At 26.9% G+C, this 24,412-nt stretch carries 54 protein-coding genes and 1 pseudogene; all 55 read left to right on the top strand.

All coding sequences use genetic code 11. The features are described from left to right. Positions 1–100 precede the first annotated feature (100 nt). Positions 101–319 (top strand): hypothetical protein, encoded by a 219-nt coding sequence (locus I4V16_RS11985; RefSeq protein ID WP_195966865.1) that lies wholly within the window; start codon positions 101–103, stop codon positions 317–319. Between the two features lie 141 nt (positions 320–460). Continuing rightward, positions 461–1,858, top strand: a complete 1,398-nt coding sequence (locus I4V16_RS11980) for a hypothetical protein (protein ID WP_195966864.1) — start codon at positions 461–463, stop codon at positions 1,856–1,858. Then, positions 1,859–2,905, top strand: a complete 1,047-nt coding sequence (locus tag I4V16_RS11975) for a hypothetical protein (protein ID WP_195966863.1) — start codon at positions 1,859–1,861, stop codon at positions 2,903–2,905. Between the two features lie 125 nt (positions 2,906–3,030). Beyond that, a pseudogene (locus I4V16_RS17500) lies at positions 3,031–3,378 on the top strand (type II toxin-antitoxin system PemK/MazF family toxin); the annotation flags it as partial. Positions 3,379–3,639: 261 nt separating this feature from the next. Next, a complete protein-coding gene (locus I4V16_RS11965) occupies positions 3,640–4,206 on the top strand; it encodes a hypothetical protein (protein ID WP_195966861.1) in 567 nt (188 codons plus the stop codon). Positions 4,207–4,287: 81 nt separating this feature from the next. After that, complete coding sequence (locus I4V16_RS17600) at positions 4,288–4,422, top strand: hypothetical protein (protein ID WP_279325778.1); 135 nt, start codon at positions 4,288–4,290, stop codon at positions 4,420–4,422. A gap of 159 nt (positions 4,423–4,581) precedes the next feature. After that, a complete protein-coding gene (locus tag I4V16_RS11960) occupies positions 4,582–5,019 on the top strand; it encodes a hypothetical protein (protein WP_207745431.1) in 438 nt (145 codons plus the stop codon). Positions 5,020–5,031: 12 nt separating this feature from the next. After that, complete coding sequence (locus I4V16_RS17595; protein ID WP_279325777.1) at positions 5,032–5,166, top strand: hypothetical protein; 135 nt, start codon at positions 5,032–5,034, stop codon at positions 5,164–5,166. 66 nt (positions 5,167–5,232) lie between these two features. Then, positions 5,233–5,559 carry a hypothetical protein gene (locus I4V16_RS11955; protein ID WP_195966859.1) on the top strand — a complete coding sequence of 109 codons (327 nt, stop codon included), beginning with the start codon at positions 5,233–5,235 and terminating at the stop codon, positions 5,557–5,559. A 38-nt stretch (positions 5,560–5,597) separates the two neighbouring features. After that, entirely contained in the window at positions 5,598–5,981 is a 384-nt protein-coding gene (locus I4V16_RS11950; protein ID WP_195966858.1) for a hypothetical protein, read from the top strand. Between the two features lie 37 nt (positions 5,982–6,018). Then, positions 6,019–6,312, top strand: coding sequence for a hypothetical protein (locus I4V16_RS11945; RefSeq protein WP_195966857.1), 294 nt, complete (start codon positions 6,019–6,021; stop codon positions 6,310–6,312). A gap of 229 nt (positions 6,313–6,541) precedes the next feature. Further along, positions 6,542–6,892, top strand: a complete 351-nt coding sequence (locus I4V16_RS11940) for a hypothetical protein (RefSeq protein WP_195966856.1) — start codon at positions 6,542–6,544, stop codon at positions 6,890–6,892. After that, complete coding sequence (locus I4V16_RS11935) at positions 6,892–7,392, top strand: hypothetical protein (RefSeq protein ID WP_195966855.1); 501 nt, start codon at positions 6,892–6,894, stop codon at positions 7,390–7,392. Before I4V16_RS11940 ends, I4V16_RS11935 begins: the two co-directional genes overlap by 1 nt. After that, positions 7,385–7,576: a hypothetical protein gene (locus I4V16_RS11930; protein WP_195966854.1), complete on the top strand. Its 192-nt coding sequence runs from the start codon at positions 7,385–7,387 to the stop codon at positions 7,574–7,576. The genes I4V16_RS11935 and I4V16_RS11930 overlap by 8 nt, the downstream gene beginning before the upstream one ends. Beyond that, positions 7,566–8,060: a hypothetical protein gene (locus I4V16_RS11925; protein ID WP_195966853.1), complete on the top strand. Its 495-nt coding sequence runs from the start codon at positions 7,566–7,568 to the stop codon at positions 8,058–8,060. The genes I4V16_RS11930 and I4V16_RS11925 overlap by 11 nt, the downstream gene beginning before the upstream one ends. Before the next feature lie 13 nt (positions 8,061–8,073). Continuing rightward, on the top strand, positions 8,074–8,796 hold the full coding sequence (locus I4V16_RS11920) for an ORF6N domain-containing protein (RefSeq protein ID WP_195966852.1): 723 nt from the start codon (positions 8,074–8,076) through the stop codon (positions 8,794–8,796). Positions 8,797–8,807: 11 nt separating this feature from the next. Beyond that, positions 8,808–9,065 carry a hypothetical protein gene (locus I4V16_RS11915; protein WP_195966851.1) on the top strand — a complete coding sequence of 86 codons (258 nt, stop codon included), beginning with the start codon at positions 8,808–8,810 and terminating at the stop codon, positions 9,063–9,065. A 29-nt stretch (positions 9,066–9,094) separates the two neighbouring features. Next, a complete protein-coding gene (locus I4V16_RS11910) occupies positions 9,095–9,682 on the top strand; it encodes a hypothetical protein (protein ID WP_195966850.1) in 588 nt (195 codons plus the stop codon). Between the two features lie 63 nt (positions 9,683–9,745). Beyond that, positions 9,746–10,957 carry a transposase gene (locus I4V16_RS11905; RefSeq protein WP_347708000.1) on the top strand — a complete coding sequence of 404 codons (1,212 nt, stop codon included), beginning with the start codon at positions 9,746–9,748 and terminating at the stop codon, positions 10,955–10,957. Between the two features lie 123 nt (positions 10,958–11,080). Next, complete coding sequence (locus tag I4V16_RS11900; protein WP_195966848.1) at positions 11,081–11,227, top strand: hypothetical protein; 147 nt, start codon at positions 11,081–11,083, stop codon at positions 11,225–11,227. A 269-nt stretch (positions 11,228–11,496) separates the two neighbouring features. Next, entirely contained in the window at positions 11,497–12,306 is an 810-nt protein-coding gene (locus I4V16_RS11895) for a phosphoadenosine phosphosulfate reductase family protein (RefSeq protein WP_195966847.1), read from the top strand. Positions 12,307–12,476: 170 nt separating this feature from the next. After that, on the top strand, positions 12,477–13,250 hold the full coding sequence (locus I4V16_RS11890; RefSeq protein WP_195966846.1) for a GIY-YIG nuclease family protein: 774 nt from the start codon (positions 12,477–12,479) through the stop codon (positions 13,248–13,250). 118 nt (positions 13,251–13,368) lie between these two features. Further along, on the top strand, positions 13,369–13,830 hold the full coding sequence (locus I4V16_RS11885) for a hypothetical protein (RefSeq protein ID WP_195966845.1): 462 nt from the start codon (positions 13,369–13,371) through the stop codon (positions 13,828–13,830). 82 nt (positions 13,831–13,912) lie between these two features. Further along, a complete protein-coding gene (locus I4V16_RS11880) occupies positions 13,913–14,482 on the top strand; it encodes a hypothetical protein (protein ID WP_195966844.1) in 570 nt (189 codons plus the stop codon). A gap of 204 nt (positions 14,483–14,686) precedes the next feature. Then, positions 14,687–15,130 carry a hypothetical protein gene (locus tag I4V16_RS11875; protein ID WP_195966843.1) on the top strand — a complete coding sequence of 148 codons (444 nt, stop codon included), beginning with the start codon at positions 14,687–14,689 and terminating at the stop codon, positions 15,128–15,130. Between the two features lie 105 nt (positions 15,131–15,235). Further along, positions 15,236–15,535: a hypothetical protein gene (locus tag I4V16_RS11870; RefSeq protein WP_195966842.1), complete on the top strand. Its 300-nt coding sequence runs from the start codon at positions 15,236–15,238 to the stop codon at positions 15,533–15,535. Between the two features lie 51 nt (positions 15,536–15,586). Continuing rightward, positions 15,587–15,784: a hypothetical protein gene (locus I4V16_RS11865; protein ID WP_195966841.1), complete on the top strand. Its 198-nt coding sequence runs from the start codon at positions 15,587–15,589 to the stop codon at positions 15,782–15,784. 36 nt (positions 15,785–15,820) lie between these two features. Further along, positions 15,821–16,012 (top strand): hypothetical protein, encoded by a 192-nt coding sequence (locus I4V16_RS11860; RefSeq protein WP_195966840.1) that lies wholly within the window; start codon positions 15,821–15,823, stop codon positions 16,010–16,012. A 16-nt stretch (positions 16,013–16,028) separates the two neighbouring features. Next, positions 16,029–16,217 carry a hypothetical protein gene (locus I4V16_RS11855; RefSeq protein ID WP_195966839.1) on the top strand — a complete coding sequence of 63 codons (189 nt, stop codon included), beginning with the start codon at positions 16,029–16,031 and terminating at the stop codon, positions 16,215–16,217. Positions 16,218–16,516: 299 nt separating this feature from the next. Continuing rightward, positions 16,517–16,756, top strand: coding sequence for a hypothetical protein (locus tag I4V16_RS11850; protein WP_195966838.1), 240 nt, complete (start codon positions 16,517–16,519; stop codon positions 16,754–16,756). Next, on the top strand, positions 16,744–16,989 hold the full coding sequence (locus tag I4V16_RS11845) for a hypothetical protein (protein WP_195966837.1): 246 nt from the start codon (positions 16,744–16,746) through the stop codon (positions 16,987–16,989). Before I4V16_RS11850 ends, I4V16_RS11845 begins: the two co-directional genes overlap by 13 nt. A 20-nt stretch (positions 16,990–17,009) precedes the next feature. Next, the gene (locus tag I4V16_RS11840; protein WP_195966836.1) at positions 17,010–17,174 is read left to right on the top strand and encodes a hypothetical protein; all 165 of its coding nucleotides are present in this window, start codon (positions 17,010–17,012) and stop codon (positions 17,172–17,174) included. A gap of 26 nt (positions 17,175–17,200) precedes the next feature. Then, positions 17,201–17,449 (top strand): hypothetical protein, encoded by a 249-nt coding sequence (locus I4V16_RS11835; protein ID WP_195966835.1) that lies wholly within the window; start codon positions 17,201–17,203, stop codon positions 17,447–17,449. Between the two features lie 18 nt (positions 17,450–17,467). Further along, positions 17,468–17,824 (top strand): hypothetical protein, encoded by a 357-nt coding sequence (locus I4V16_RS11830; RefSeq protein WP_195966834.1) that lies wholly within the window; start codon positions 17,468–17,470, stop codon positions 17,822–17,824. Then, the gene (locus tag I4V16_RS11825; RefSeq protein WP_195966833.1) at positions 17,814–17,978 is read left to right on the top strand and encodes a hypothetical protein; all 165 of its coding nucleotides are present in this window, start codon (positions 17,814–17,816) and stop codon (positions 17,976–17,978) included. Before I4V16_RS11830 ends, I4V16_RS11825 begins: the two co-directional genes overlap by 11 nt. Further along, positions 17,975–18,136 carry a hypothetical protein gene (locus I4V16_RS11820; protein ID WP_195966832.1) on the top strand — a complete coding sequence of 54 codons (162 nt, stop codon included), beginning with the start codon at positions 17,975–17,977 and terminating at the stop codon, positions 18,134–18,136. Before I4V16_RS11825 ends, I4V16_RS11820 begins: the two co-directional genes overlap by 4 nt. Positions 18,137–18,154: 18 nt before the next feature. Next, positions 18,155–18,415 (top strand): hypothetical protein, encoded by a 261-nt coding sequence (locus I4V16_RS11815; RefSeq protein WP_195966831.1) that lies wholly within the window; start codon positions 18,155–18,157, stop codon positions 18,413–18,415. Positions 18,416–18,457: 42 nt separating this feature from the next. Next, positions 18,458–18,997 (top strand): hypothetical protein, encoded by a 540-nt coding sequence (locus I4V16_RS11810; RefSeq protein ID WP_195966830.1) that lies wholly within the window; start codon positions 18,458–18,460, stop codon positions 18,995–18,997. A gap of 39 nt (positions 18,998–19,036) precedes the next feature. Further along, on the top strand, positions 19,037–19,339 hold the full coding sequence (locus tag I4V16_RS11805) for a hypothetical protein (RefSeq protein ID WP_195966829.1): 303 nt from the start codon (positions 19,037–19,039) through the stop codon (positions 19,337–19,339). A 16-nt stretch (positions 19,340–19,355) separates the two neighbouring features. Beyond that, a complete protein-coding gene (locus tag I4V16_RS11800; RefSeq protein ID WP_195966828.1) occupies positions 19,356–19,733 on the top strand; it encodes a hypothetical protein in 378 nt (125 codons plus the stop codon). 192 nt (positions 19,734–19,925) lie between these two features. Further along, positions 19,926–20,102: a hypothetical protein gene (locus I4V16_RS11795; protein ID WP_195966827.1), complete on the top strand. Its 177-nt coding sequence runs from the start codon at positions 19,926–19,928 to the stop codon at positions 20,100–20,102. A 15-nt stretch (positions 20,103–20,117) separates the two neighbouring features. Next, a complete protein-coding gene (locus tag I4V16_RS11790; RefSeq protein ID WP_195966826.1) occupies positions 20,118–20,261 on the top strand; it encodes a hypothetical protein in 144 nt (47 codons plus the stop codon). Between the two features lie 68 nt (positions 20,262–20,329). Beyond that, positions 20,330–20,716, top strand: a complete 387-nt coding sequence (locus I4V16_RS11785; protein WP_195966825.1) for a DUF1064 domain-containing protein — start codon at positions 20,330–20,332, stop codon at positions 20,714–20,716. A gap of 33 nt (positions 20,717–20,749) precedes the next feature. Then, positions 20,750–21,187 carry a hypothetical protein gene (locus I4V16_RS11780; protein WP_195966824.1) on the top strand — a complete coding sequence of 146 codons (438 nt, stop codon included), beginning with the start codon at positions 20,750–20,752 and terminating at the stop codon, positions 21,185–21,187. Between the two features lie 36 nt (positions 21,188–21,223). Beyond that, a complete protein-coding gene (locus I4V16_RS11775) occupies positions 21,224–21,565 on the top strand; it encodes a hypothetical protein (RefSeq protein ID WP_195966823.1) in 342 nt (113 codons plus the stop codon). Positions 21,566–21,589: 24 nt separating this feature from the next. After that, positions 21,590–21,781, top strand: coding sequence for a hypothetical protein (locus I4V16_RS11770; RefSeq protein WP_195966822.1), 192 nt, complete (start codon positions 21,590–21,592; stop codon positions 21,779–21,781). A 13-nt stretch (positions 21,782–21,794) separates the two neighbouring features. Continuing rightward, positions 21,795–22,067 carry a hypothetical protein gene (locus I4V16_RS11765; RefSeq protein ID WP_195966821.1) on the top strand — a complete coding sequence of 91 codons (273 nt, stop codon included), beginning with the start codon at positions 21,795–21,797 and terminating at the stop codon, positions 22,065–22,067. Position 22,068: 1 nt separating this feature from the next. Then, the gene (locus I4V16_RS11760) at positions 22,069–22,236 is read left to right on the top strand and encodes a hypothetical protein (RefSeq protein ID WP_195966820.1); all 168 of its coding nucleotides are present in this window, start codon (positions 22,069–22,071) and stop codon (positions 22,234–22,236) included. A 3-nt stretch (positions 22,237–22,239) separates the two neighbouring features. Continuing rightward, positions 22,240–22,500, top strand: a complete 261-nt coding sequence (locus tag I4V16_RS11755; RefSeq protein ID WP_195966819.1) for a hypothetical protein — start codon at positions 22,240–22,242, stop codon at positions 22,498–22,500. A 34-nt stretch (positions 22,501–22,534) separates the two neighbouring features. Next, complete coding sequence (locus I4V16_RS11750) at positions 22,535–22,840, top strand: hypothetical protein (RefSeq protein WP_195618731.1); 306 nt, start codon at positions 22,535–22,537, stop codon at positions 22,838–22,840. Between the two features lie 30 nt (positions 22,841–22,870). Further along, a complete protein-coding gene (locus tag I4V16_RS11745) occupies positions 22,871–23,167 on the top strand; it encodes a hypothetical protein (RefSeq protein ID WP_195966818.1) in 297 nt (98 codons plus the stop codon). Between the two features lie 5 nt (positions 23,168–23,172). After that, positions 23,173–23,343, top strand: coding sequence for a hypothetical protein (locus I4V16_RS11740; protein WP_195966817.1), 171 nt, complete (start codon positions 23,173–23,175; stop codon positions 23,341–23,343). Between the two features lie 15 nt (positions 23,344–23,358). After that, positions 23,359–23,625: a hypothetical protein gene (locus tag I4V16_RS11735; protein ID WP_195618724.1), complete on the top strand. Its 267-nt coding sequence runs from the start codon at positions 23,359–23,361 to the stop codon at positions 23,623–23,625. A 42-nt stretch (positions 23,626–23,667) separates the two neighbouring features. Then, positions 23,668–24,039 carry a hypothetical protein gene (locus tag I4V16_RS11730; protein WP_195966816.1) on the top strand — a complete coding sequence of 124 codons (372 nt, stop codon included), beginning with the start codon at positions 23,668–23,670 and terminating at the stop codon, positions 24,037–24,039. Between the two features lie 137 nt (positions 24,040–24,176). Further along, the gene (locus I4V16_RS11725) at positions 24,177–24,338 is read left to right on the top strand and encodes a hypothetical protein (RefSeq protein ID WP_195966815.1); all 162 of its coding nucleotides are present in this window, start codon (positions 24,177–24,179) and stop codon (positions 24,336–24,338) included. Positions 24,339–24,412 lie beyond the last annotated feature (74 nt).

Below are 24,412 nucleotides of genomic sequence, written 5' to 3'. Positions count from 1 at the left end.
AGGTGTTCTAACTACAACGATAGAATAATTTGACATTAGATTTAATTTGTGCTAGTATTTAAGTATAAGCTAAATCGAGAATTAATAATGGAGGGGAAATATGGAAACGATTGACTTATTAGTGTTTTTAGAAGATGCAGACAATGGGATTTTATTAAAACAAGGAGATGATGAAGGCAATATAATTGCCAGTGGGGATTTTTTCAAGTATATAAAAGAGGAAAATATAGAGAAAATGCATTACATAAATAGAAATGAAACAAAGATTAAATTGATTTGTAAAGATAATACTTGTCCTTGTTGGATAGAAATGGTATAATTGATTAAGAAAAACGATTTTGAGACTGATAAATTAACGTTTATTAGTCTTTTTTTATTGACTTTATTTAATTTCTTGCATATAATTATATAGAAGAGTTTATAATATATATAAAGATATATTAAAGAAGGGTGTGTTTATATGGGAAATAAACTATACTTATTAAATGAATTACCGAATGAATTATATAAAATTATACAAAAAGAAATTAATAACATGAAATTACAAAAGAAATTAATTGAATCTTTTGCTGAAAAGGGATTTGCTACTAATTTAGTAGATGAAATTTTTAAAGATCAAATTGATATTGAGAATTTAAACAAAATGGAATTAATATGTTTGGATACAGCTTTATATGAATATACGGAGATTGATGATATAAAGCCTGAGCATTATTATTCAGAAGCGGAATTAAAGGCGTTTGAAAGCTATAAAGTAGAAAAAGAAGAAAGAATTGAAGAAATAGAAATACCAGTGACTTACTTAAGTGAAGGAATGTATCAAACTTATGGAACTGGAAAAATTTATTCAACTTGGAGAAAAAATAGATTAGTAGGATATGATAAAAATATCCAAAGAGCATCTACGGTAGTTACTTTATCAAATGGAGAAAAGAGAACCAAAGCCACTGTAAATTATGAAGGTATTTCTGAAATAAAAGAAAGAATGTTAAATAAAGATATTTTTCCAACTTCAATAGCTTTTGCTACAATCAAATATAAAAAGAAGAAACCACAATTTGAGTATGTAGGCGATAAGGTTGTTAACTCACAAGGAAAATTATATATAACACCAAATTTTGATTCTAATAGCGAAAACTATGCACCATTTCTGATTATAGACGGATATCACAGATATACAGCTATATGCGATGCATATGAAGATAATTACGAAAAGAATAAATTTGAAATTAATGAAGCGTTAAAAGAATTAAACGTAGGGTTAGGATGCTATATATTCTTAATGACAGAAGAAGAAGCTAAGCAATATGTAGGAGATTCTTTTAAGAGAAACGATACATCAAAAGAGGGACTATATGCTTTAAAAAGTACACCTGCTAAAGATGTTGCAGATAGTATTATAAATAAAGTAGAGTATTTTTCTAACAATTACTCAAACAATGTAAATGAATTTGAAGTTAGTAAAAATTCTATAATATGTAGAGATTACCTTGCACAAGGCATAGAAGAATCAGGCATGAATTTAGATGATCAATGGGAAGTTGCTGACGAAGTAGAGAATATAAGTGAATTCTTAAATCTATTATTAAAGTATATGGTTGAAAAAACTAATAAATTTATAGATGTTTATGATATGAAAAAGAATAGCAATTTATTTAGCTTAAATATGGCTATTGGATATTTTGCTATGGCTTATACTTTAAAAGATGATTATAATTTAAATACTATTATAAGAATAGGAAATACTTTGGTTAAATTAGATGCAGAAAAAGAATTTAAGCAATTAAAACTTTCAAATAAATCTGCTAATGTTAAGAAAATATATGACTATTTTAAAAATTTAGTGGAGGAAATATAAATGACTGAAAAAGTTTTTGGTAAATATAAAAACGAAGAATATGATGAATATATTGAAAAGAAATTAATATTTATAAATAGTAGTGAAAATTATAGTAAAAATACAAAACAATTATATTTAAGATTATTTGATAATTATACCCATTCTTTAGAAGTTTCAAAGGGAAAAGATTTATATGACTTTGATAGGATGGAGATTGTACATTTAATTAAATCAGCTCCAACGACAAGTAAGAGGACTAAAAAGAGTTTATTTAGTGCTATAAATTCATATATAAATTGGGCATGTGATAGAGGATTTAATCAGGTTGGAAATCCATGTGACACGATTAAAGTTACTGAAATACTAGATTTAAATGAAAAGGCATTAAGAGAAAGTTATTACGATTTAGATTTTATTTATAAATATATAGAATTAGCTTATACTACAAGAAGTATAACAGGAGTACTAGCACAAGAATTAATTGTTTTATTATTAATAAGATACGGGCTAACTATGGACGAAGCAATAGAGTTAAAAAACTCTGATATAGATAGGGATAATTTATGTTTAAAAATTTATAGTGAAAAAGGTCTTAAGAATATACCAATAGATAATCAATTTTTAAAATGGATAGATATTTTTAGTGGAGAAACAGAATTTTATAAAGTAGGCAAAGGAGATACTACTTATTCAATTTCTTATGCTCCTAGCGAGTATGTATTAAAAAACACAAATATAGATAAAGCAAATCAACCCTGCGTGAAATCTGCTGTATACACAAGATTTGATAAGATTTTTATTAAGATAAATTCTACTATTAGTAAAGAAGAAAGTGTGCAAAAATTAAAAGAGATGAGAACAGCAAAAATATCATTAGGTGATTTACAAAGAAGCAGAAAGATAGATTTATTGCTAGAAAGATTTGAGAATAAAGGTTATGTTGGAGTAGAAGATTGCGAAGAAGTATTAAAGATATTCACATTAAAAACTACCTACGGAAAAGTGTATAATTTAAGAGATGATTTTGAATTAATTACTGAAATAAAGGTTAGAGCTAAGTTATAAAACTTGGCTTTTCTTTTTTTAGTAAAAAATAACAACAAAAATTAAATTAAGTGTTGACATTTAAAACGTAATGGTATAATATAGTAATTGTAATAAGAATTAAATAAAAAGGTGGAAAATTTATCATGGGATTTGAAATTAAAAATGGAGGACAATTATACAAAAGAGGACAAATATATAATGCAACCCTAAGTGGTACTCAAGGATCTGAACAGGGAGGACTTAGACCAGTGTTAATAGTACAAAATAATATAGGTAATAAATTTAGTCCAACAATAACAATAGTACCATTAACATCTGAATTAACTAAGGCAAAGTTACCAACACATGTAGAACTAGAAGGGTATGGATTAAATTTTAAATCAGTTATATTAATTGAACAAATAAGAACAATAGATAAAAGACGACTTAGAGATTACATAGGTCAGCTAAATGAAGAATTAATGGAAAAAGTAAATAAAGGAATACTTATTCATAATGGAATAATTAACGAAAAGGAAGAATTAGTAAAAGAAAAAATAAGTGATGTTGAAGGACTTGATAAGTTTATATGTAGATGGCTTCTTGCAGGTGGAGCTATAAAAGACATTGAGAACTATATAAAAGAGATTAAATATAAAATCAATGAAATAAATAATATTATATATAAATATAGAATTAATATTAAACTAAATGTAGAGTATCAATATGTTATGGAGGATGTTATTAATTTAAATAGGATGGTGGGTTAATTTATGAAAATTGGTAATGATGTGAAAAGTGATTTAAGATTTATGTTTGCGTTAAAAAAATATGATGAGTGTTATAAAAAATTGTTTGTTTTATATAATCAAGAACAGGATAATGTATTAGATAGATGTTTTGTTTTAAGAAGTTTATCGTTAGTATGTAGAAATATAAAAAAAATAGATGAAGCTAAATTCTATATACAAGAAGCTAAAAATATAATAGAAAATGAAAATAATCACAAGACCGAACAATTGTGGACTATGTGGGCATATGTTGAGTTATTTAAAGATCAGCTTAGTAAAGCAGAAAGAATTAGATATTATCAATATACAAAAGAAAAAATGATTGATATTAATGCTGATAACAGTTTGATTTTAGGGTTAGATGTAAGCATAGCATTAGAAAAGAATGACTATGAAAAAGTATTAGACATCATTGATATTTGTCTTCAGCATAACACTGAAGATGATTACATAAATATAAAAAATAATATATTAAATGAATTAAGAACGAAAAATATAGATATCTATAATACGGCAAAAGAAATGGAAAATAAATTATTATATGCATAGGAGATAAGGTTATGAAATTTCAAAGAATTTATATAGTATCTTATGGTTAAGATACTAATTAAAATATTAGGAGGAATGTATATGAAAAACATTAAGAAAATTATTGCTGTAGGATTAGTAGCAGTTGCATTAGTAGGAGGATTATTTGTGGTAACAAAACAACTGAATGTTGAAACAAATCAAGAACTAGCAATAGATCCACCAATGAAATACTAAAAACAATACAAAAGAAATTAAATACATAAGAAGAAAAGAGTAGTCTATGATCAGACTACTCTTTAAATTTTATAATAAATAAAAAATTAATAACAAAAATTAAATATAATGCTTGACAATATTTATTGGAAGATTTATACTAATATCAAGAAGTAAATATTGGTGCAAATGGAGGTATTAAAAATGTGTAAAGCATTAAGTTATTCAGAACAATTAAGTAATGTAATTAACAGTGCTAGAGATGATTTTGACAGTCTAAATAACCGATTAAGCTTATTAGATAAGATGCAACAAGATATATTACATAAAATAGAAAACACAAATAGTATTGATCTATATGAGGGATGGAAATTAACAAAGTCCCTACAAGAGATAAGAAGAGAAAGACGGAAGATAAAAGACGAATTGGAAACAATGGTAATACTTATTAGAGACTTAGGACATCTTAAAAAGACCAAAAGCAAAGTAGAGCAGAAAGAAACGGAATTAAACAATAGATTAAAGAAGACAAACAAAGGCTACAAAATGAGAGTATTAAAATCAACCGAAGACATCTTAATTCAAACACATAGTAAAGTAATCAGTGTTGTAGGATAGGAGGTGTGAGAAGTGAAAATATTATTAGGATTAACTGCCTTATTCATAGTAATTATGGTTATGGCAATGTGCAAGACAAGCAGTAAATGTAGCAGATTAGAAGAGAACGAGATGGATTACGACATAAATAAAGAATTACATATATAACAGCAAAAATTAAATATAAAAGCCAATAGAATCGAGGATTTAAAGTGAAATTTAAGGAGGGTATTAATGAAACATAGTGCAATAAAAGAATACTTAGTAGAAGATAAACAATTAAATAAATTTCTTAAACAGAAAATAAGAGTACATGAAATTTATAATAAATATAAAGACGAACAAATTAAAGAATTGTTAGATATGTTTAAAGAAGACTATATTGAAATATGTAGGCAAATAAGAAGTAATTTAAAAATTAAAAATGCAATAGCGTGTGCTCCATCAACAACAACCAATAAGGTACTTATTAGTATATTTGATTATGAATTAAACGACGGTGAGATAATATATGCGAACGTGAGTCAAGATAGTGATGGAAAGCTATATGCAGAAATTTAATCATAGAATGGAAAGTTTAAATGGAGGAGAAGTAAGTTATGAGATACGAATACAGGATAGTATCTGAAAATAATAAATTGTTTATTTATGGAGTGTACTTCGATAATAAAAACAGACCTTTTGGTATAAAATACAATTTTATACCTTATGGAACTATGGATGATTTAATTAGATACAAAGAATCTTTTAATACAGCTTTTGATAAAGAAATAATAAATATTGATGATATATTACTTGAAAAAGAGGAGTATAAGCTAATTAAAGATATCGGATATGGAGTATTAATTGGAGGATATGCATATATAGATAGATGTGATTTAACCAGTAAATTAGAAGCGGACTTAGATGATTTAGGATTTAAAGCTACTTACAAAGATTGTCCAAGTGATTACGATGATTACTACGAGATAACATTTAAATAAAGTGAAAGTTTTATAAAAATAATAGGAGGTCTTAACTATGGATATAAGTATATCAGATAAAAGCATAGAAGATATGGTAGAACAAAGCGTAAGAAAAAGAGTTAAAGAAATGCAAGGTAATTATACTAGTAAAGCATATTTAGAAGATTTAATCAAAAAAGTCATTTGGGATAAGATAAAAGAGTTGTGCCCTCATATTGAAGATGAAATTAGAAAAGAGGTAGAGATTTCTACTAAAACAACATTGAAGAGTAATTTAAAAGATATGAAGAAGTCAGAATTGCTTAATATGATTTTAGACGATTTATTATATACCGTTGAAAGATATTAGGAGGGATAAATAATGAAAAACAAGAAAGGGTATTTAGATCTAGCTAGTAAGGCTTACATAGATAAGAATAAGAAGAATTTAGGTATATGGGATGTATTAAAGGGAGGTTTAAAGTAGTGAAAAATATATTAGATATGGACGAGCAAGAACTTAGAGTATGGATTCGTCAAAAGTCTACTGACAAAGTTAAGCGTAAATTAAATAAAAGAATGAGTGAGGGGTTGGCGTTATGTTAAATGAATTATCTATAAAGTTAAAGTTATGGAAGATGGGGTATCCATTATTACCAATAAAACAAGAATCTTTAAATTTATATAAAAGAGCTGTGAAAAATAATTCTAATGAATCAGATTTCCTAGCTAGATGTAAACTATCTAGAAACTGGTATTGTAGCACAAAAGAAAAAGTTATAGGAAATGTTACATGGAGATATTACGGAAATTTAGCTATTGGAATGAGAGATGGTGTGATAGCCAAAATCCATAATAAAGAAGGAATTTATGACTTACATATAGATAGAGATATAAAGAGAAAAATTAATGAAGTAATAGAAAAAGTTAACGTAAAGAAGGTGGCATAATGTTATATCTAATAGTAGGTGCTTCAGGAAGTGGAAAGTCTTATATATGTAATAAGATTTGTAAGAACTTTAATAAAAGTGAAGTTATCAGTAGAACAACTAGACAACCACGATATAAAGGTGAAGAAACTCATATATTTGTATCGCAAGAACAGGCAGATAAAGAGTTTAAAAATAGTATAGCTAAAACAATTTTCGATGGGAATTTATATTATGTATTAAAGGAAGATATACAGGGAAAAGACTTATATGTTATAGATCCTAACGGAGTAAAAAGTTTAAAGATAGATAAATCAAATACTATGATTATATTTTTAAAAGTTGGGCTAATAAAAAGAGTGGTTAATATGAGAAAACGTGGTGATAAATTTAGATCTATTATTAATAGAATAATAAATGACAGAAAAGTATTTAAAGGCTTTGAATATACAGCAGATGTTGTTTTATATAACTCCGATGAGTTGTATGACATGTTTAAGGAGAAAAATATAAATGACTAAATTAGAAAAATTACAAGAAATTAAATTTGCTTTAAATACACTAATAGCACAGAGACACCAATATAAACAATTTGAACCAAACGAAGCAAGGTTATCAGCGAATGAGGAATATTTAAGATTGGACTATGATTTATTACAAGAGGTATTAGATTTGATTGAGGAGGAGAAAAATTATGAAATATAAATTAGTAGGCAAATGTGGAGACAAGGAAGTTGAGTTTGATAGCATTAAAAACGCTATTTTAAGTGATATGAGCTTGTATGATGAAACAGGGGAAAGTTATCAGTTCACATATAATAACAAACTTATACAAAGGCTTAGAGATGTAGATAAAGCGTTAGACAAGAAAAATAACCATTGTATAAATATATATGAAGAAATGGATTATTTAAAATGTGAAATAGGGTTTATAGATAATTTTAGTAATTGCATTTATACTGGTGCTGAAATGAAAGACAAGGTTTCTAATTTAAGTGTTGGTGGCTGTTCTGAGTGTGGAAATACAGATGTACAAGTTTATTACATATATGATTTAATGAATGAAACAAAAGAGAAGAAAGCACTATGTAAAGAGTGTTATAAGGAGTATAAACAAAGTGGATTTTATAGATTAAAGAAGTTAGAAGGTCAAGGAAAATACGTAAAGAAAGGTAAGAATTTTAATTAAGGAGGGAATAAATGTGAGTGATATTATCGTAACTGGAAAACAAGAATTTTTAGGCAAACAAGTACCAATAATTAAAGGTGGTTTTGGAGAAAATCAAAAATGTGTATTAGCTAGTACAATAGCAGAGATACATGGTAAAGAGGTTAAATACATAAATGAATTAATAAAGAATAATATAGAAGAATTTGAAGAAGGAATAGATTTGTTAGATTTAATGTCTACCGACTTTAAAGTCGTTGCTACCGACTTAGGATTTATTAAAAGTAATAATCAAAAATATTGTTATTTATTGTCAGAACAAGGATATATAGCATTAGTAGGATTAATGAAGACCGATAAGGCTAGAGCAATAAGAAAAGAATTTAGAAGAAATTACTTTAGAATGCAAGAACATATTGAGGTTGTAGCTCAAACAAACAATGAGTTATCAGTGCAATCAAAGGAATTATTAGATTCACTAGATAACAAGTTAGGAGATTTAGAGAGATATTATCGTCCTACCCACAAGAAGAAGTTAGATATAAATAAGCACATTAAAAATTGTTTAGGTGTTAATTCTTCAAGAGAAAACGCAGATAGAGTTAAAGAAATTTTATTAACAGAGTTAGGTTTATACAAAACGTATGAAGAAGTACCAAAAGATAAATTACATAGTATAGAAACAGCTAAAATGATAGAGAGAATTTGTAATAATATAAATACGCAATTTGGGCTAATTCAAGAATGTATGTTTTAGGAGGTGAAAAGATGGTTGTAGAATTACCCAATGGTAAGGTTGAAACAGTTGTATCGCTAGATCAATGCAATAGAAAGTGTAAGGAATTACTAGGCGATGATTTATACGATTGTTTTCAATTATACAATAAACAAAAATTAATAGAAAAAGATATGCAGGCAATAGATGAGATAGATAGGGCGTTATATGATATTAAGTTATTCTCATCGGATAAAGATGATATAATACTAACACTAAATAAGTTGATGACATATTTTGAGAATAGATAAGAATATAAAAATATAGAGGAGGATTAAGAGTGACTTGTATTATAGGATATGTAGATAAAAAGAAAAAGAAAACCTATTTAGGATGTGACAGTTTAGGTTCAGATGGATTTATAAAAATATATAGAGAAGATAAGAAAATATTTAAACCTACAAAGAATAGCAATTTTTTATTAGGGTTTACTTCAAGTTATAGAATGGGACAGATATTAATGTATTCTGATATATTTCCAACTGAAAAAGAGATTGAATATGAAGATATAGTCGTTGACCATAAATGGATGGTTACTGAATTTATCCCAAGTGTAAAGAAAATATTTAAGGATAATAACTATGGAAAAGATGATAAAGGAGGTAATTTTTTAGTTGCATATAAGGATAAGTTGTTTGAAATAGAACCCGACTTTCAAGTTGGAGAAAGTAAAATAGAATATGCTTCGGTTGGATGTGGTGAATATCATGCATATGGATCTTTATTTGCATTAAAAGACAAGGATGTAAATATAACAGATAAGATATTAACAGGATTAAGAAGTGCTAGTTATTTTACTTGTGGAGTAGATAAACCCTTTTACATAATGAATACCGAAAATGATGAGATATTAGAATTTTTAGAATAACTTAAAAAGATGATTTTAATTAGAAAATAAATTAAATAATTAATTTAGAGAGGAGGTGATGATATCAAAATCTATAAATCTTACACAATACCACTGAAATACAATATATCAAAAGAAGATAAAGAGTATTTATTTAAATGTAATAAGGAATCAGCTAGAGTTTGGAATGAATGCTTACGTTTGAATAACGAGTTAATTAAAAATACAAAAGAAAGCGTAGATAGATCATATCTACAGACAGCTTTAAAAGGATTTTCAGAAGTATTACCAGCCAAAGCAATACAGTTAATTGAAAAGAAGTTTTTAGGAGCAATAAAAAGTATACAAAAAGCTAGAAAAGTAGGTAGAACTGATGAAAATTATCCTTGGAAGATAAAGAAAAATTACAACACCCTTTGGGATAAGCAGATGGTATATGTTAAAGATAATTACATATTGCTGTCTAAGTCAATAACACATGATGAAAATGGTAAAAAAGTTGTTCAAGAAAAAGTAAAAATATATTCAAAATACATTCCTCCAAATATCTGTTATGCAGAAGTTTTATATGATAATGGACTAAAATTAGCACTAAATTATTATATAGAATCAGAAGAAATTAAACAAATTAAATCGGATAATATTTCTGCAATAGATTTAGGAGAAATACATTCTATAACTTCAGTGGACACTTTAGGCAATACAGCAATAATAACAGGTAGAAAGATAAGAAGTTATAGTAGATTTAGAAATAAAGAATTAGGAAAGTTGCAAAAGAAATTAAGTAAATGTACCAAAGGTAGTAGAAATTATAAGAAGTATAGAAAAGCTATAGTTAAACTAAAGAGTAAATCAAATGCTAAAATAAATAATTCATTACATAGTGCAACTAAGCAATATAGAGATTATTGTTTAGATAATGATATAGGAACAGTAGTCATAGGTGATTTAAGTAAATTCAATATGAATTTAGACAGGCATAAGAATAGAAAAGGACAAAAACAAAGATTATCACAATGGAATCATGGGAAATTGGTAGATATGCTTACCTATAAATTATCAAGGCATGGAATTAAAATTTCAGAAATAGGAGAAGAATATACAAGTCAAACATGCCCTAATTGTGGGAACAAGTATAAACCAACGAGTAGAAATTATACTTGTAAAGAATGTGGTTTTGAATTACATAGAGATGTAGTTGGAGCTTATAACATTCTTAGTAAATATATAAATAATGGTGAGATTACAAAGTTAGATTTAGAATTAAAACCATTAAAGTATCTACGGACAACTTAGTTGAAAGTAGTAGAAGCTAATGTGTATAGCCTAGTTTAAAGACTGGTTGCTTATCTTATGGTAAGAAAAAGTACACAAAAGTCTAGTTTTAACAGAAATTAAATATAATTAGGAGGAATAACATTGAGAAAATTAATAAAAGGAAATTCGTTAGAGGTATTACAGAATATAGAAGATGACTATGAAGATATAGACAAATTAATGCTATCTGAAGAATTTAGAGATTTAATAGATAACGAACACTTAAATGATTGTAGTTGTATATTTTAAGGAGGTATTAATGAAACATATAAATAAAATTCAATTCTTTCAATCCCTGTAGACAGGGTTTCCAAGGTGTTGAGGTACGATACCAATAGAGTTGATAACTTGCTTGAAGGTACACCGTTATGGACATGGAGAAGGAGTAAAATATATACCTAATTGCTTTCAATAGGGTAATCGCCTAGTTTGAAGTGGACGAAAATAAAACTTAATTAGTTTAATTAAGGATATTTACCTTAATAGATTCGTAAATGAATTTTATTAAGGTGAAGGAATTGAATTTAGTATTTAATGAGTATATAAAATTTTTACAAGATAATGGATTAAAACATAAATTAAAAGAAGGTTATTACTGGTATGATAAATCAATAATAAAAGCATATGATAAACAAGGAAATATACATAAGATATTTAGAATATATATAGATGATGAATTAAATTTATCGTTTAAATTTTATAAAGAAGAACAATTTGAGATTGAAAGTTGGCAAGAAACAGTTAGAAGGAATAAAGAAAGGCTATTAGAATTAGAAAAAAATAGTTTAGACTTAATATCTAATTCAATACAAGAATATTCAAATAGGTGTGTAGCTGTACCATCTAGTGGAGGAAAAGATAGCTCAGTTGTTACTTATTTAGTGAAACAAATTAAATATAATCCTGAAATAATATTTAATAATACTACTTTAGATGTAGCCGATACATACTTACATATAAAGAAAGAAGATAATTTAACTATAATAAATCCCAAAGAAGGATTTTACCAATGGAGAGATAGACTTAATTTCATACCTACTAGGTTTGCGAGATCTTGCTGTAGTATTTTTAAAGAAGGTGCTATGATTAATTATCTACCCAAAGATAGTAAGTATTTATTCTTTATGGGAATGAGAAATGATGAAAGTAGTACGAGAAGTGGTTATACAGATAATTGGAAAAATACAGCATGGGGAAATAGAGAATGGGATGCAATATTACCTATTAGAAAGTGGACAGAAGTAGATATATGGCTTTATATATTTATGAGAAACATAGACATTAATCCTAAGTATAAGAAGGGATATAGTAGAGTTGGGTGGAAGTAAACACGCCCCCTTACATAGTGATATGTATTGAAAATATAGTGAACTTGTTTGTCAGCAAGGTGTACAACTTACGTTTAGGAACTATAGGAAATGATAGTTAGAAGTTGTGCTAACAGGGAAGCCTGAAGCCACTAGAGATAGAAGGTATGGTAATCCTGTGGTAAGTCTTTTTGGTTTTTACTAAGGAGGAATTAGAGATAATTTATGGAAGTATTTATATTATAAGAAACATAGTTAATAATAAAGTTTACATAGGACAAACTACACAATTAGTTGAAGAAAGATTTAAACAACATATGAAACCTTGTGCTGAAAAGTTTAATTATAAAATATATAAAGCTATAGCTAAATATGGTAAAGATAAATTTTATTATGATATTATAGAAGAAAAAATACCAATAAATAAGTTAAATGAAAAAGAAATATTTTATATTGAACTGTTTGATTCATTTAAAAATGGATACAACTCTACCAAGGGTGGAGATGGTAGGTTGTTAAATAAGATAGATGATGTTGAAGAAATAGTACATAAACTAGAAAAAGGACATAGGGTTGAAGATATTTGCAATGAATATAATTGTTGTAGAGAAACTATCAGTAGATCATTAAAAAGAATTGGCATAAAAAATACAAAATCCATACAAGGGAAAGTAGATAGAGGTTTTAAAAAAATAAATAGAGAAAAGGTAAAAGAATTATATATGCAAGGGTTAACTCATACAGAAATTGCAAATAAATTAAATATAAATCAAAGAAGTGTTTCTAGGATAGTAAAAGAACTAGGTATTAATAAAAGGGCTATGGTGGATTATAATAATGTGTGTTTAGATGAACTATTAAGTGATTTAAAAAGTGGAATGAAAAAGAAAGATATAAACAAAAAGTATGGATTTAATCAACATTCTATAAAAGTGATATTGAGGAAAAATAATATTATAATATAAAAACCAAAAAGAAAACTGCAACGACTATCCAACAATGGAGTAGAGATGAGATTGACACATTTCGAAGTGCTATACATCTCATTAAGAGATGATGATATAGTCTGTACCATTAGAAATAATGGAGTATTACGGTGGGATTGCCTGCCCTTACTATTCTAAGTCGACATGGGTTTTAGATAAGTATTGGTATCCTAAATTGTATAATAGATGGCACAATATATTAGATAAGGATTTTGTAGAGAATAAGAAAGCAAGTGTAATGAACTGTACTTTAAAAGAATATCACCTTAATTGGAATGGTGGTATGGTTAGAAATATACCTACCGAAGAAGTTATAAATGAGTTTGCAGAACAACAAGATTTAGATATAAATGTGGCTAAAAAATACTTTAATAAAACTTGTAGTTGCTGTAGTAAAAAACTTAAAAAAGATGATGTAGGATTAAGCATGAAGCTATATGGTAGACAGATAGAAAAATTTAAATGTGTAAAATGTATAGCCAAAGATTATAAAACTACCACTAAAGAACTTAAAGAAAGAATAGAACATTTTAAGAATAGTGGTTGTAGTTTATTTTAACGTAAATTAAATATAAATGTGGTACTAAAGTTAAATTCATGGCATACACTGTATTAATAAATTATTTAAAGGAGTATATGCTATGAATTTTAAATTATTACAAGACTATGAAATGGATTTAGACAAGGAAGATTATGAAAAAGGGATTATAAAATCATATTCAGTGACAAAATTTTATCCAATGTTTATTGATCTTATGAATGAGTATTTGGAAGATGATAATTTTGATAAGAATTTATGCTGTATACATTTATTCATTTATAAGGATTTAACAGTTGATTGTATTTTCTTTTATGAAACTAGAAGTAGGGAGTGGGATTCTGATTACTTAAAGGTTATAACAAGACCATATAACTTAGACGCAGTATTAGAATTGTTAGAGTTTGCAACTGTTAATATAAAAAAGAATACTAAAGCAAATCAACCTGAACATACATTAAGTCCGTTTGCTATGTATGATGAGTGGAAAAGAGATTACTTTATTAGCCAACTTACCAACACCATTCCAAGAAGAAAGTCAGAGGCTATAGTAAGAAAATATTTTAACTTAACTAGAGGAAAATTGCAAAATATGAGTATAAATGAATTGGCAGAATATATTTATGAGGAAACCGAGAAAATGGTTAAGTCAGGAGAAGCATATAGAGAATAATTAAAGTTTATAAAATCACATTTTTAAAAGAAAAAATAAATTAAATATAGAATACTTATTTAGCTACTTGCATAATATATAGTGTAAGTAGCTAAAATTTTATTAACAGATATTAAATATAAGTGTTGACATGAATATGGGTAAGTGGTAAAATTTAGTTAATAGCTACTTAAGGGGAATAAAAAATATTCAGGAGGAATAAAAATGAAAAAATCAGAAATCAAAAGTGGCGTAAAGAATATTATTACAACTACTAATAATATCAGAGGACAAATAGACAACATATTGAAACCTATTTATGAAATTAAAAAACATTTTGATGCAGTTGAAAAATTAGAGACTAAATATGATATTGCGTGTGATACTAATTTTGATGAAGTTATAGGGGTAGCTATTAATAACTATATGTATTCTAATGATCCACTTTCGGAAATTGATTGTGCTTTTGAAGATTTAATATCAGATTTAGAGTATTGGATGGAAGAAATATCTGAAGATAAACAAGAACAAATACAAGAAGAGTATATAGATGTACTAGAAAAATTAAGAGAAGGTTTAGATACATCAGATATATATGATAAAGAATCCTTAGATAAGTTATTAGTAGACTTAATTAATGCAATTAATAATTCAGGATTGGTAGAGTAAAATAAATATAAACAAATTAAGATAAAACAGCATTACACAAAAGAAGAGAACGTAGGAAATTACATAAAGTTATAGTATAATAAAAATATTAAGGAAGGTGTTAGTGTGAGTTTAATAGTTATTGATACAAAGTTAAAAAGAAAAGTAGAACATTTAAATGAATGGCAAAATGATGTATGTTCAATTAAATTTGAAGATTTAGATGATGTGTTTTGGTTTGATTCAAAAGAAAAATTACAAGAATTTTTAAATGTTCAGAGTGTAGAAAGATATTATGATGAGGAGCTAAGAAAGGGATATTTTGATTATATAAATGAAAACAATGAAAAGTTGAGATATTATATAAAATCAAACAGAGGAAAATTAGAATTGATTAGAGAAGAAAATTTAGGGGTAATATTATAATTACCCCTACCCAATAAATGAATTAATTTAAATGGAGGGTGGTTATAGGTTATGAGTTGCAATAAACTAATATGCCCTGAATGTGGAAACACAAAGAGGTTTTATAGGTCAGTATTTCTTGAAGCTAAAGTAAGGGTAAATAATACAGGAGAAACTTTAAAGAAAGTATATGACATGGATAAAGAGAATTACACTGAATATGAAGGAATCTATTGCTGTGAGTGTGATAATAAGGTAGATGAAGATTAAAATAATATAAATCATTTAAAGGAAAGGGTGTTTATTATGAACGTAGAGGTTATTAGAGATACATCTGCAAGTGTAATATTATTATTTACAGGAGAAAACATAACTCAAGATGAGGTTGTAAATTACACTGCTGATTATCTAGGGGAAAGGCAAGAGAACATAGATAAAATTAGATATTTTGGAACACCAAAAGATAAAGATATGTCATGTGCAATATTATTTAAATAAAAAAGGAGAACTAAAGATGAAAAGAAGATACTATGTAGAACTTGATATTAGAGAAGATTATTTAGATGATAGAGAAGCTGAAGGAGATCCTAAGAATCTTACGGTTGAAGCAATAGAACGTAGTTTACAAAATGATATTATGAGAATGATGTTAGACGAACACATTGAGGAAATAGTAGCTATTAAGATTAAAAGTTTAGATTAAGAAAAACTATAAAAGAGCCATTCTAAAGTATTAATAAGGAGGTGTGTTTATATGGAAGAAAAAACATGGGATTATAATATTGCAGAATTTATTGAGACACCACAAGAAATGAAAAATTTTTTAATGAAATAGATGCTGTGTGTACAAAATATAATTTATCAATATCCCATGAAGATGGTCATGGAAATTTCATTATAGAAAATTATAATAAAAATAATATTGACTGGTTAAAAGGGGCAAGTAAGAACTATTAAAGTAATCAATTTAAAGCTATATATTGTTTAAAAGGAGATTTATATATGTCAGGTTTTTTTGAAGAAATTCGCGAACAACTAATTAATAGAAGAGATGAGGTGATTAATAACGAGGTTAGCCGTGTTCAGGAGTCTGATATTATAAAGATAATATGTATAATGATTGAACTTGATATTAGTGAAGAAATAATTAAAGAAAAATTGATAAAATATTGGGATCTTAGACCGAGTGAAACTGATTATTTCATTCAAGAAGCAAAAGAGGTTGAGAAATGCAACAAGTAGACATTTATAAACTAATAAAAGCTTACAGAAGATTAAACGATAGATGTGAATTTGTAATGGCTGTAACTCCTAATAGAGAATCATGGTCTAAACTAAATCGTAAAACACAAAGACTGTATAACCAGTGCAAGAAAATAAAACCTGACGATGAACAAAAGATAGATGAATATTTAGGAATACTTAATGAATTAGTTGATGAATTTAATGATTTGAAGATGAAAAATAGGGCTTAAAATGAAGACTTTAAAAGGAGGTGAGTACAATCAAAAAGTTTATTATAAAATGTCAAAGTTGTGGAAGTGAAGATGTTGATATCCTAACAGATACAGATTATGGGTATGATGGCGAAGATGAATATTTAGTTGAGATTGGGCGATATTTTTGCTGTAATAATTGTGGAGAAACCGATGATGTTTAATTTAAATAAGGAAAGGAAGTTTTGATATGGAATTGAATACATTTATAGATGAATTATTTGGCAATATAATGACAGATGAGGGTATTAAATCAATAAAAGATATAATTAAAAAGGATATGTTAGAAGTTGGAAAGGAGTATGATTCTTCTAAAGTTGAATACCAAGTGTTTACTGAAAACAATAATTATACTCCAAGGGTAGAAATAAGTTCAGAAGGATATGATGATGGAGAAGTAATTTTTATAGATTTTCATGTTGATGAAGTGATAAAATAAAAGGTGAGGGTGTTAATTATGAGTAAGGTTAATGTGTCAATTATACGAAAAGGAAAAGATATAACTCATGTTATATTAAACAACATCAAAGAAGCTAATAAGTTACTAGATATTTTAAATAAGAAAGCTGATGAGGATAACAGTTGGATTCCTTATACTATTAAACATGAATTAGTAAATGGAGAACTAAAACAGAAATTAAATACAATGAGTATAATTACAAAGTACGATGAACCTTTAGAAGTATTTTTAAATGACAGTGTACAGGCTGAAATTACATATAAGTTTCTATATGAAGATAAAGATATGGATGATGGAGTTTATAGATTAGTTAATAAATATGAATTCAAGGTAGGTGATCCATATGTTAATTAGAGATAAGACTAATGGTTTGCAAGGTGAATTTATAGGCAAAGCTTGTAAGGCTTATGACCAGTATTACATAGTTAGAAGCAGTGGAGGTTTAAAAATATGGATTAATACAAAAAATGCAGAAGTTCTTAGAGGCGAAGCATGGGAGATGATATGAGTAATGTAATCTATTATCAACATCTGTTATGGGATTTAGGCATTAAATCAGCAAGGGGAAAGACTACTTTAAAAGAAGAAAAGATGTTAATTCAATTAATAAGATGGGATAATGAAGTAGCAAATAAGAATGATTCTGAATATAATGAAATATATTAAATATAAGGAGAGTTATTTATGGGAGAAATTTATGATGCTGTTATTATAAATGGCAATGCTTGTTGTAGTAAATGCAAAGAAATATTAGGCAGAAAAGAAGGCAACAAGTTTATAGTAGACACAGAAACAGGAATTAGTTACAACTTATTTATTAGAAAATGTAGTAAATGTAATAGGGTTAGCCAATATTGTACTGATATTGGATTAACAAAAAGAGTAATTATACCTCAAGGTAGGATTAAAGTAGGTAAAGTTACAACTGGAAGGGAAGATGATTAGATTAGAATTGTCAATTTAAATGGTAGATGGGAGGATATTAATATGTTATATAAAGGTGTAAAAGTAAATCAAATAAGTTTAATAGTAGATTTAGAAGAATATAGTGAAGATTGGAGAGAAAATGAAAGATTTGTATTATCAGAATTAGATAAGTTGGAAATTGATCTAGGAGTTGAAAATACAATAGAAGGGTTAGTGTATATATACTTACCTGATGGCAAAGAGTATGATGTTAAATATGTTTTAGATACATTTTATGCTATAAAAGTAAGGTTTGATAATGTTAAGGTTAATTTATTATTAGATGAGTTTATAGATGGCATAGGGAATACAGTAGATATTGAGTTAGAAGAGTATGTTAAATTATGTAATAAAAAGAGAGTGAAATATTTAATTGGATATAGAAATATAGATTATGTTGATGAAATATTAAAGTACGGGGAACTTGATTATAAATCAAAGTTACTTCCAGTTGTAATAATAAATAGTTGCTATACAAAAGATGAATTAATGAATTTTATTGGTAAATTTGTAACCGACATTGAAGATATGAGTTTAAGTATAGGAAGTATAGATGTATAGAAAATGGTAAAATGTTACTTTTAAAAGGTGGTGAATAATGTGATAAATACAGTAGTTTATCCTGCTTCAAAGAAACAAATAGAATTGTTAAAACAGAGTTTAGAAAGTGGATATATAAGTGAAAATGATTATAAAAAGTCTTTAATAGATTCTAAGTATGCTTATGATGTAATAGGTTCAGCTATGGCTAAAAAGAGATTAAATGATAGTTTTAGATTGATAAATACTAGTGTTAATACCATAAAAAATTATGATGGTAGAATATACGACCATAATGAAGTAGTTAATATAGGAATTTGGGATGGATATGCAATGCCTGTATATTGTTCAGATGATATGTAAAGGAGAGTGAATAAGAATGAGAAGAATAGAGTATTTATTAAAGGAAAAAATGGAATGTTATCATATACTTTCTGTGGATTTATGTTGGGCTTCACGAAAAAGAGGTTTTCAAGAGATTTCATTAGGAGTTAAAACGTATAGTGGAAAATGGATAGGTGCAAGTTGGAATACTTACGAAACATGGATAGAAGATGATTTTACAATACAAGAATTTAAAGATACATGTTATAAACTAAATATTCCATATACGGTGTTTGAGGGTGATGATAATATGTATGGATTGCATCTTACAAAGTGCGAAAAATGTGGTTGTTATATTGATAAGAGATATATGGAATTTAAGGTTTGCAAAGAGTGCTACAATAAATATTTAGACGAATATATACCATTTTAAGGTTGATAAAAGAGGAATTTTATCGACAAAAATTAAATCAATAAGGAAGTGTAAAATTAAATGATTCAATGGATATATGAAAAAATAACAGGTAGATGTTGGCATGTATACTCGCTAGAAAGAGACACACCATTTTTTAGATGTATAAAATGTGGGAAAAGAAAAGTAAACTAGGTGGAGGATTTAGAAAATATGATTACATATCAAAAATATATAGGTGATGTATTAATGGATAACACAGGAGGATATATTCACTTAACTCAATGGAATAGATCAATACAAAATATAGATGAAATAATACTAGATAGAGAACAAATAGAATTATTACATCAAGAATTAGGTGAAATACTATCAAAGGACATTATATAATAGGAGTATTAAAGTATGGTTAAAGTTAGAAAAGGAAATAATACTGTTTTCATCTCTAATACCGAAGAACATGGGGTGGCAGTGATACCAATTAAAGATTTGGATACACTTATACATGAGTTAATTCAAATTAAAAGATTAAATGATAACAAAAATTAAATACATATTTGACATAGAAAAGCATTAGGAATATAATGGTATTATGAAATACAGAAGGGAAGTGGGATATGGTAAAAAGTTATAATAAATATCACAATAAAAAGCAGGAAAAGTATGGACGTAAATGGGATTCTACAATGGAACTGGAATATTATGAACACTTATTAGAGTTAAAAGATCAAGGTGTTGTGGATGCTATTGAGTGCCAAGTAGAATATTTGCTACAGGATAAGTTCAAGTATAAAGAACAAACAATTAGACCAATAAAGTATAAGGCAGATTTTAGAGTTACATATTCTGATGGACATATTGAAGTTATTGACGTCAAAGGACAGGTATTGAATGATTTCAAACTAAAGAGAAAAATGTTGATATACAAATATAATGATATTGACTTTAGATGTATAAGAAGCAGAGGAAGGAAACCTAATAAGGTATGGGAACAGATATTATAATAACATATATTAAATAAATATTGAGGTGATAAAATGATTGATTGTAAGAATTGTTTGCATAGTGGTTTATGTATGCATGAAGATAAGGCAGAAGAATATATAAGACAACATGAATCTATGAGAGATAAATGCAGTTTATTTGATGGAGAACCAACTTGTAATAGGTTTGTAGATAATAAAGTTTTAGAAGGTAATGAATCTTTAAAAGAATGTATAGAAAGACAACAAAAAACTATCAATGAATTACATAAAAAAATTAAAGAGAATTCTGATAAAAATATACTTGATAAATATAAAAGAAAAGATTATGAACCTGTCATATTTACTTGCCAAGATAAAAAAATTCAAGGTTTAGATGAAAGAACTGTAACTGAAGATGATGAGTCTAAATACGAGTATTTTTATCAAGGTAACAAAATTGATAAAAGAACTTATGATTTGCTTAAATGTTTGGAAATTACTTTAATATAAGTAATTTAATTGGTAAGTAAAGAGGAGGAATAAAAGATGTGTCAATGTGTTAATGTTACTTTTGGAGATCATACAAATACAGTTAGGTTAAAAACTCCACAGATATATAAAGATAGATTTCCTAAAAAGCAAAGTGAATATACTTTTATGGATAAATGTATAGCAGATGAAGTTCAATATTTGTGGAGTTTAGGAATAGTAACTATGGCTAGTTGTTGTGGTCATAATAAGTCTGATGGAGATATAGCAGTATGCGATGAATTTATACCTAAGATGAAAGAGTTAGGGTATGAGGTAATGTTTAACCCTTGTTATCCTGATGATGAATGGTTGTTTAAATCAAAGAGTTGTGTATTAGAAAAGCCGAAAGAATGCTGAATTTAAGAAGAGTGGAGGAATAGTATGAAGTTAATATGTGATTGTGGTAATGAAGCAGAGTTTAACACTATAGACGAAGAAACAGGAGAAGAAGGAATGTTCTTTGAAGACGAAGGTCAATATGCTAGAATAAATACTTTCAGATTTTGGGAACAACATGACCAAGTTGGAATTATATGTGAGAAGTGTGGCAAGATGATTTGGATGTTTACGTAGGGAGGAGTGAGATATGAAGAAGATAGGTAAAATTATTTTGAGTATACTATACGACATATTAAAAAACCTAATAGAAGGATTATTTATTATATTATTTGTACTCTTAGCATTTGTGATAATGATTCCAGTAAGTTTAGTAATACCAATATTACTATTAAAAGTTACTGGAAGTTTAACTATATTTTTTATAGCATTAATATTGCAATTTGAAATATTAGATTTAGTAGTAAATGGTAAAAGTTATTTTGTTGATTATCTTAAAAACAAGTGGAATGAGGTGAAATAAAATGAATAACAAAACATTTATATTAGCAGTGGCTTCTATGTGGTTTGCAACAGCTTTAGCAGTAATAGCAGGTATATTTATAACTAAGAGTGCTAATTGTTTATGGGGTATGTTTATACCTGCTTTATGTGACGTAAAGATAGGAAATAGTAAAACAAGGGGATTATAGAATATGAAGTGGTGTAAATTATACAATAAACTAGGTAAGCAACCTATAAAAGTTACTCAAAACAAAGATGTTATAGCTATTATAGATGGAAAAGAAGTTCCATTAATTCTTAAATTTAAAAAAGATGGTTCTCCATATTTAATATCCAAAGAAGAATGGAACTTACAGCATTGTGAAAATTGTTACAACTGTAATATTTGTGATGGTTATGATGATATAAATGTGTGTTTAAGTTCAAAATGTAAATATTACAATAGAAAATAGATTTTAAAAGGTAAAATAGAAAGGAAGATGTAAAATGAAATTTTATGAATTTAATCAACATGAATATTACGGGTTGGTATTAGCAATAGATGAAGAATGGGCTAAGAGAGGATATGAAGATATAGTAGCCGATTTAGAAGATGAGGAAAAAGATATTAGTCCTGATGTTATAACTGAAGAACAAGCATTAGATAGATATAAAAAAGGTGAAATAGACGGATGTAACACAGTAGAAGAAAAGATTAATTATTTTAATGTTACGGTTAGAAGTTTCAAGGAATACATAAGCAAAGGTAAAGAACCATACACGGTGTTACTGATTGATGGAGCATTACTTTAATTCATAGATCAAAGAAAGGAGTTGTAGTTTTTGAATAATAAAATTAAAAAGATAATTAGATATAGGCATGGGAATAGTTCTTTTTATAAAATAGATCATTGTCTAAAGATAAGTAGAGTAAAAGTTAAAGAGATTATTAATCAAAAGAAAGTTGATGGTGGAACTGAGTATTTTATTGAATATGACTATGGACTTAATTTAATCAATCCTTTGAGTTGGGTTTTTATTATAATAGCTTTTTTAGATGGAGTTATCGAAGTAAGTAAAGAGATAATGGATGATTTTAAAATGACTACATATAAAGAAGAAATAAGAATAAAGGATTAGGTGTTATGAGAAATTTCAATTGTTATGATTGTATATGGGCAACGGATAAATGTAAAAATACCGATAGTGACCAGTATAATAAATTTTTAAACAATATCAGTAAATGTAGTTGTGTTGGTGTGGTAGATAATACAATAGGATGTTCGTGGAGTCAATTAGACGAAGATAGTATTTAAACAAGGAGATTTATTATGGATATAAAAGAAACCAAAAAGTTCTTTAAAAGATTACCTAATAAAGTGTTATTTAAATGTTTAACTGATGATTTTGTAAATGATTATGATAATGCTTATTCTATAGTAGCCAAAGCACTTGAGAAACAAGAGCCTTGCAAAGTTGAAGAAGGAACAGAGGGTGGGTTTGATTGGTATTGTCCATGTGGAACTTATTTATCACCAACCAAGTGTAAAGAAATAAAATATTGTATTAGTTGTGGTCAAAAGTTAGATTGGGATTAGAATACGAATTTTAAAGTAAATTAAATATATAAGGAGATAATTATGAAAAGATTAGTAGTAAATGAGGATTATGTATTAACGGAGTTATATAGATTTGGGGATGATGATAACTTTGATTATTGGTATTGGAGAAATAACAATATCTTTGATAAAAATAATTTTTACAAGAAGTTATCTGAATATGGTTATGCAGATGAAAAATATCCTGATATAGAAAATATTCTAATTGAAGCAAAAATACTAAATGGAAAATATATAGTTATACCAAAAAGTAATTATAGTTTAATAGAAAACAATAATGATGATACTTGGGATGTCTTGATCAATGGCGTAAATATAAATATAATAAATCTATTTCGTAAAAGTAGATTTGGATACAATGATAGCATTTTAAATATTATGAGAATTATTTAAATGAGTATTTTTAATTGGTTTAAATATTTATAACATAAATTAAATATATACTTGACATTATAAATCAAATGGTATAATATAGTAGATGTAGTAAGCAATTACTACCAAAAATATTAAATAAAAGGGAGAATGATATTATGAAAAATTTCACAGCAAATAGTGCATTAGCACAAGTTAAAGGATCAGTAGACGTTAAAGGAAAGTTAATTAAGGTAACTGGACAAGTAGGATTAAAGTGTCTTAGCGCTTTAGATTACTTAAATACTCATGGATATAATGTAATATATCCTGTAAAGTAAATTACATACACTATTAATAAAAAAGTCTTTAAACGATACATTTTAACAACAAATATTAAATATAATAAACAACT

The sequence above is a fragment of the Clostridium sp. 1001283B150210_160208_E6 genome, from assembly GCF_015669365.1.
Classification (GTDB): domain Bacteria; phylum Bacillota; class Clostridia; order Clostridiales; family Clostridiaceae; genus Clostridium; species Clostridium paraputrificum.
Note: the sequence above shows the minus strand (reverse complement) of the source record. Positions and strands in the feature narration are given on the sequence as shown.

What these genes read in the sequence shown, in the direction of transcription:
- I4V16_RS11985 (WP_195966865.1), top strand. Translation starts at nt 101, where the DNA reads ATGGAAACGATTGACTTATTAGTGTTTTTAGAAGATGCAGACAATGGG.
- I4V16_RS11980 (WP_195966864.1), top strand. Translation starts at nt 461, where the DNA reads ATGGGAAATAAACTATACTTATTAAATGAATTACCGAATGAATTATAT.
- I4V16_RS11975 (WP_195966863.1), top strand. Translation starts at nt 1,859, where the DNA reads ATGACTGAAAAAGTTTTTGGTAAATATAAAAACGAAGAATATGATGAA.
- I4V16_RS11965 (WP_195966861.1), top strand. Translation starts at nt 3,640, where the DNA reads ATGAAAATTGGTAATGATGTGAAAAGTGATTTAAGATTTATGTTTGCG.
- I4V16_RS17600 (WP_279325778.1), top strand. Translation starts at nt 4,288, where the DNA reads ATGAAAAACATTAAGAAAATTATTGCTGTAGGATTAGTAGCAGTTGCA.
- I4V16_RS11955 (WP_195966859.1), top strand. Translation starts at nt 5,233, where the DNA reads ATGAAACATAGTGCAATAAAAGAATACTTAGTAGAAGATAAACAATTA.
- I4V16_RS11950 (WP_195966858.1), top strand. Translation starts at nt 5,598, where the DNA reads ATGAGATACGAATACAGGATAGTATCTGAAAATAATAAATTGTTTATT.
- I4V16_RS11945 (WP_195966857.1), top strand. Translation starts at nt 6,019, where the DNA reads ATGGATATAAGTATATCAGATAAAAGCATAGAAGATATGGTAGAACAA.
- I4V16_RS11940 (WP_195966856.1), top strand. Translation starts at nt 6,542, where the DNA reads ATGTTAAATGAATTATCTATAAAGTTAAAGTTATGGAAGATGGGGTAT.
- I4V16_RS11935 (WP_195966855.1), top strand. Translation starts at nt 6,892, where the DNA reads ATGTTATATCTAATAGTAGGTGCTTCAGGAAGTGGAAAGTCTTATATA.
- I4V16_RS11930 (WP_195966854.1), top strand. Translation starts at nt 7,385, where the DNA reads ATGACTAAATTAGAAAAATTACAAGAAATTAAATTTGCTTTAAATACA.
- I4V16_RS11925 (WP_195966853.1), top strand. Translation starts at nt 7,566, where the DNA reads ATGAAATATAAATTAGTAGGCAAATGTGGAGACAAGGAAGTTGAGTTT.
- I4V16_RS11915 (WP_195966851.1), top strand. Translation starts at nt 8,808, where the DNA reads ATGGTTGTAGAATTACCCAATGGTAAGGTTGAAACAGTTGTATCGCTA.
- I4V16_RS11885 (WP_195966845.1), top strand. Translation starts at nt 13,369, where the DNA reads ATGGAGTATTACGGTGGGATTGCCTGCCCTTACTATTCTAAGTCGACA.
- I4V16_RS11880 (WP_195966844.1), top strand. Translation starts at nt 13,913, where the DNA reads ATGAATTTTAAATTATTACAAGACTATGAAATGGATTTAGACAAGGAA.
- I4V16_RS11875 (WP_195966843.1), top strand. Translation starts at nt 14,687, where the DNA reads ATGAAAAAATCAGAAATCAAAAGTGGCGTAAAGAATATTATTACAACT.
- I4V16_RS11865 (WP_195966841.1), top strand. Translation starts at nt 15,587, where the DNA reads ATGAGTTGCAATAAACTAATATGCCCTGAATGTGGAAACACAAAGAGG.
- I4V16_RS11860 (WP_195966840.1), top strand. Translation starts at nt 15,821, where the DNA reads ATGAACGTAGAGGTTATTAGAGATACATCTGCAAGTGTAATATTATTA.
- I4V16_RS11855 (WP_195966839.1), top strand. Translation starts at nt 16,029, where the DNA reads ATGAAAAGAAGATACTATGTAGAACTTGATATTAGAGAAGATTATTTA.
- I4V16_RS11850 (WP_195966838.1), top strand. Translation starts at nt 16,517, where the DNA reads ATGTCAGGTTTTTTTGAAGAAATTCGCGAACAACTAATTAATAGAAGA.
- I4V16_RS11845 (WP_195966837.1), top strand. Translation starts at nt 16,744, where the DNA reads ATGCAACAAGTAGACATTTATAAACTAATAAAAGCTTACAGAAGATTA.
- I4V16_RS11835 (WP_195966835.1), top strand. Translation starts at nt 17,201, where the DNA reads ATGGAATTGAATACATTTATAGATGAATTATTTGGCAATATAATGACA.
- I4V16_RS11830 (WP_195966834.1), top strand. Translation starts at nt 17,468, where the DNA reads ATGAGTAAGGTTAATGTGTCAATTATACGAAAAGGAAAAGATATAACT.
- I4V16_RS11825 (WP_195966833.1), top strand. Translation starts at nt 17,814, where the DNA reads ATGTTAATTAGAGATAAGACTAATGGTTTGCAAGGTGAATTTATAGGC.
- I4V16_RS11820 (WP_195966832.1), top strand. Translation starts at nt 17,975, where the DNA reads ATGAGTAATGTAATCTATTATCAACATCTGTTATGGGATTTAGGCATT.
- I4V16_RS11815 (WP_195966831.1), top strand. Translation starts at nt 18,155, where the DNA reads ATGGGAGAAATTTATGATGCTGTTATTATAAATGGCAATGCTTGTTGT.
- I4V16_RS11810 (WP_195966830.1), top strand. Translation starts at nt 18,458, where the DNA reads ATGTTATATAAAGGTGTAAAAGTAAATCAAATAAGTTTAATAGTAGAT.
- I4V16_RS11800 (WP_195966828.1), top strand. Translation starts at nt 19,356, where the DNA reads ATGAGAAGAATAGAGTATTTATTAAAGGAAAAAATGGAATGTTATCAT.
- I4V16_RS11795 (WP_195966827.1), top strand. Translation starts at nt 19,926, where the DNA reads ATGATTACATATCAAAAATATATAGGTGATGTATTAATGGATAACACA.
- I4V16_RS11790 (WP_195966826.1), top strand. Translation starts at nt 20,118, where the DNA reads ATGGTTAAAGTTAGAAAAGGAAATAATACTGTTTTCATCTCTAATACC.
- I4V16_RS11785 (WP_195966825.1), top strand. Translation starts at nt 20,330, where the DNA reads ATGGTAAAAAGTTATAATAAATATCACAATAAAAAGCAGGAAAAGTAT.
- I4V16_RS11780 (WP_195966824.1), top strand. Translation starts at nt 20,750, where the DNA reads ATGATTGATTGTAAGAATTGTTTGCATAGTGGTTTATGTATGCATGAA.
- I4V16_RS11775 (WP_195966823.1), top strand. Translation starts at nt 21,224, where the DNA reads ATGTGTCAATGTGTTAATGTTACTTTTGGAGATCATACAAATACAGTT.
- I4V16_RS11770 (WP_195966822.1), top strand. Translation starts at nt 21,590, where the DNA reads ATGAAGTTAATATGTGATTGTGGTAATGAAGCAGAGTTTAACACTATA.
- I4V16_RS11765 (WP_195966821.1), top strand. Translation starts at nt 21,795, where the DNA reads ATGAAGAAGATAGGTAAAATTATTTTGAGTATACTATACGACATATTA.
- I4V16_RS11760 (WP_195966820.1), top strand. Translation starts at nt 22,069, where the DNA reads ATGAATAACAAAACATTTATATTAGCAGTGGCTTCTATGTGGTTTGCA.
- I4V16_RS11755 (WP_195966819.1), top strand. Translation starts at nt 22,240, where the DNA reads ATGAAGTGGTGTAAATTATACAATAAACTAGGTAAGCAACCTATAAAA.
- I4V16_RS11750 (WP_195618731.1), top strand. Translation starts at nt 22,535, where the DNA reads ATGAAATTTTATGAATTTAATCAACATGAATATTACGGGTTGGTATTA.
- I4V16_RS11740 (WP_195966817.1), top strand. Translation starts at nt 23,173, where the DNA reads ATGAGAAATTTCAATTGTTATGATTGTATATGGGCAACGGATAAATGT.
- I4V16_RS11735 (WP_195618724.1), top strand. Translation starts at nt 23,359, where the DNA reads ATGGATATAAAAGAAACCAAAAAGTTCTTTAAAAGATTACCTAATAAA.
- I4V16_RS11730 (WP_195966816.1), top strand. Translation starts at nt 23,668, where the DNA reads ATGAAAAGATTAGTAGTAAATGAGGATTATGTATTAACGGAGTTATAT.
- I4V16_RS11725 (WP_195966815.1), top strand. Translation starts at nt 24,177, where the DNA reads ATGAAAAATTTCACAGCAAATAGTGCATTAGCACAAGTTAAAGGATCA.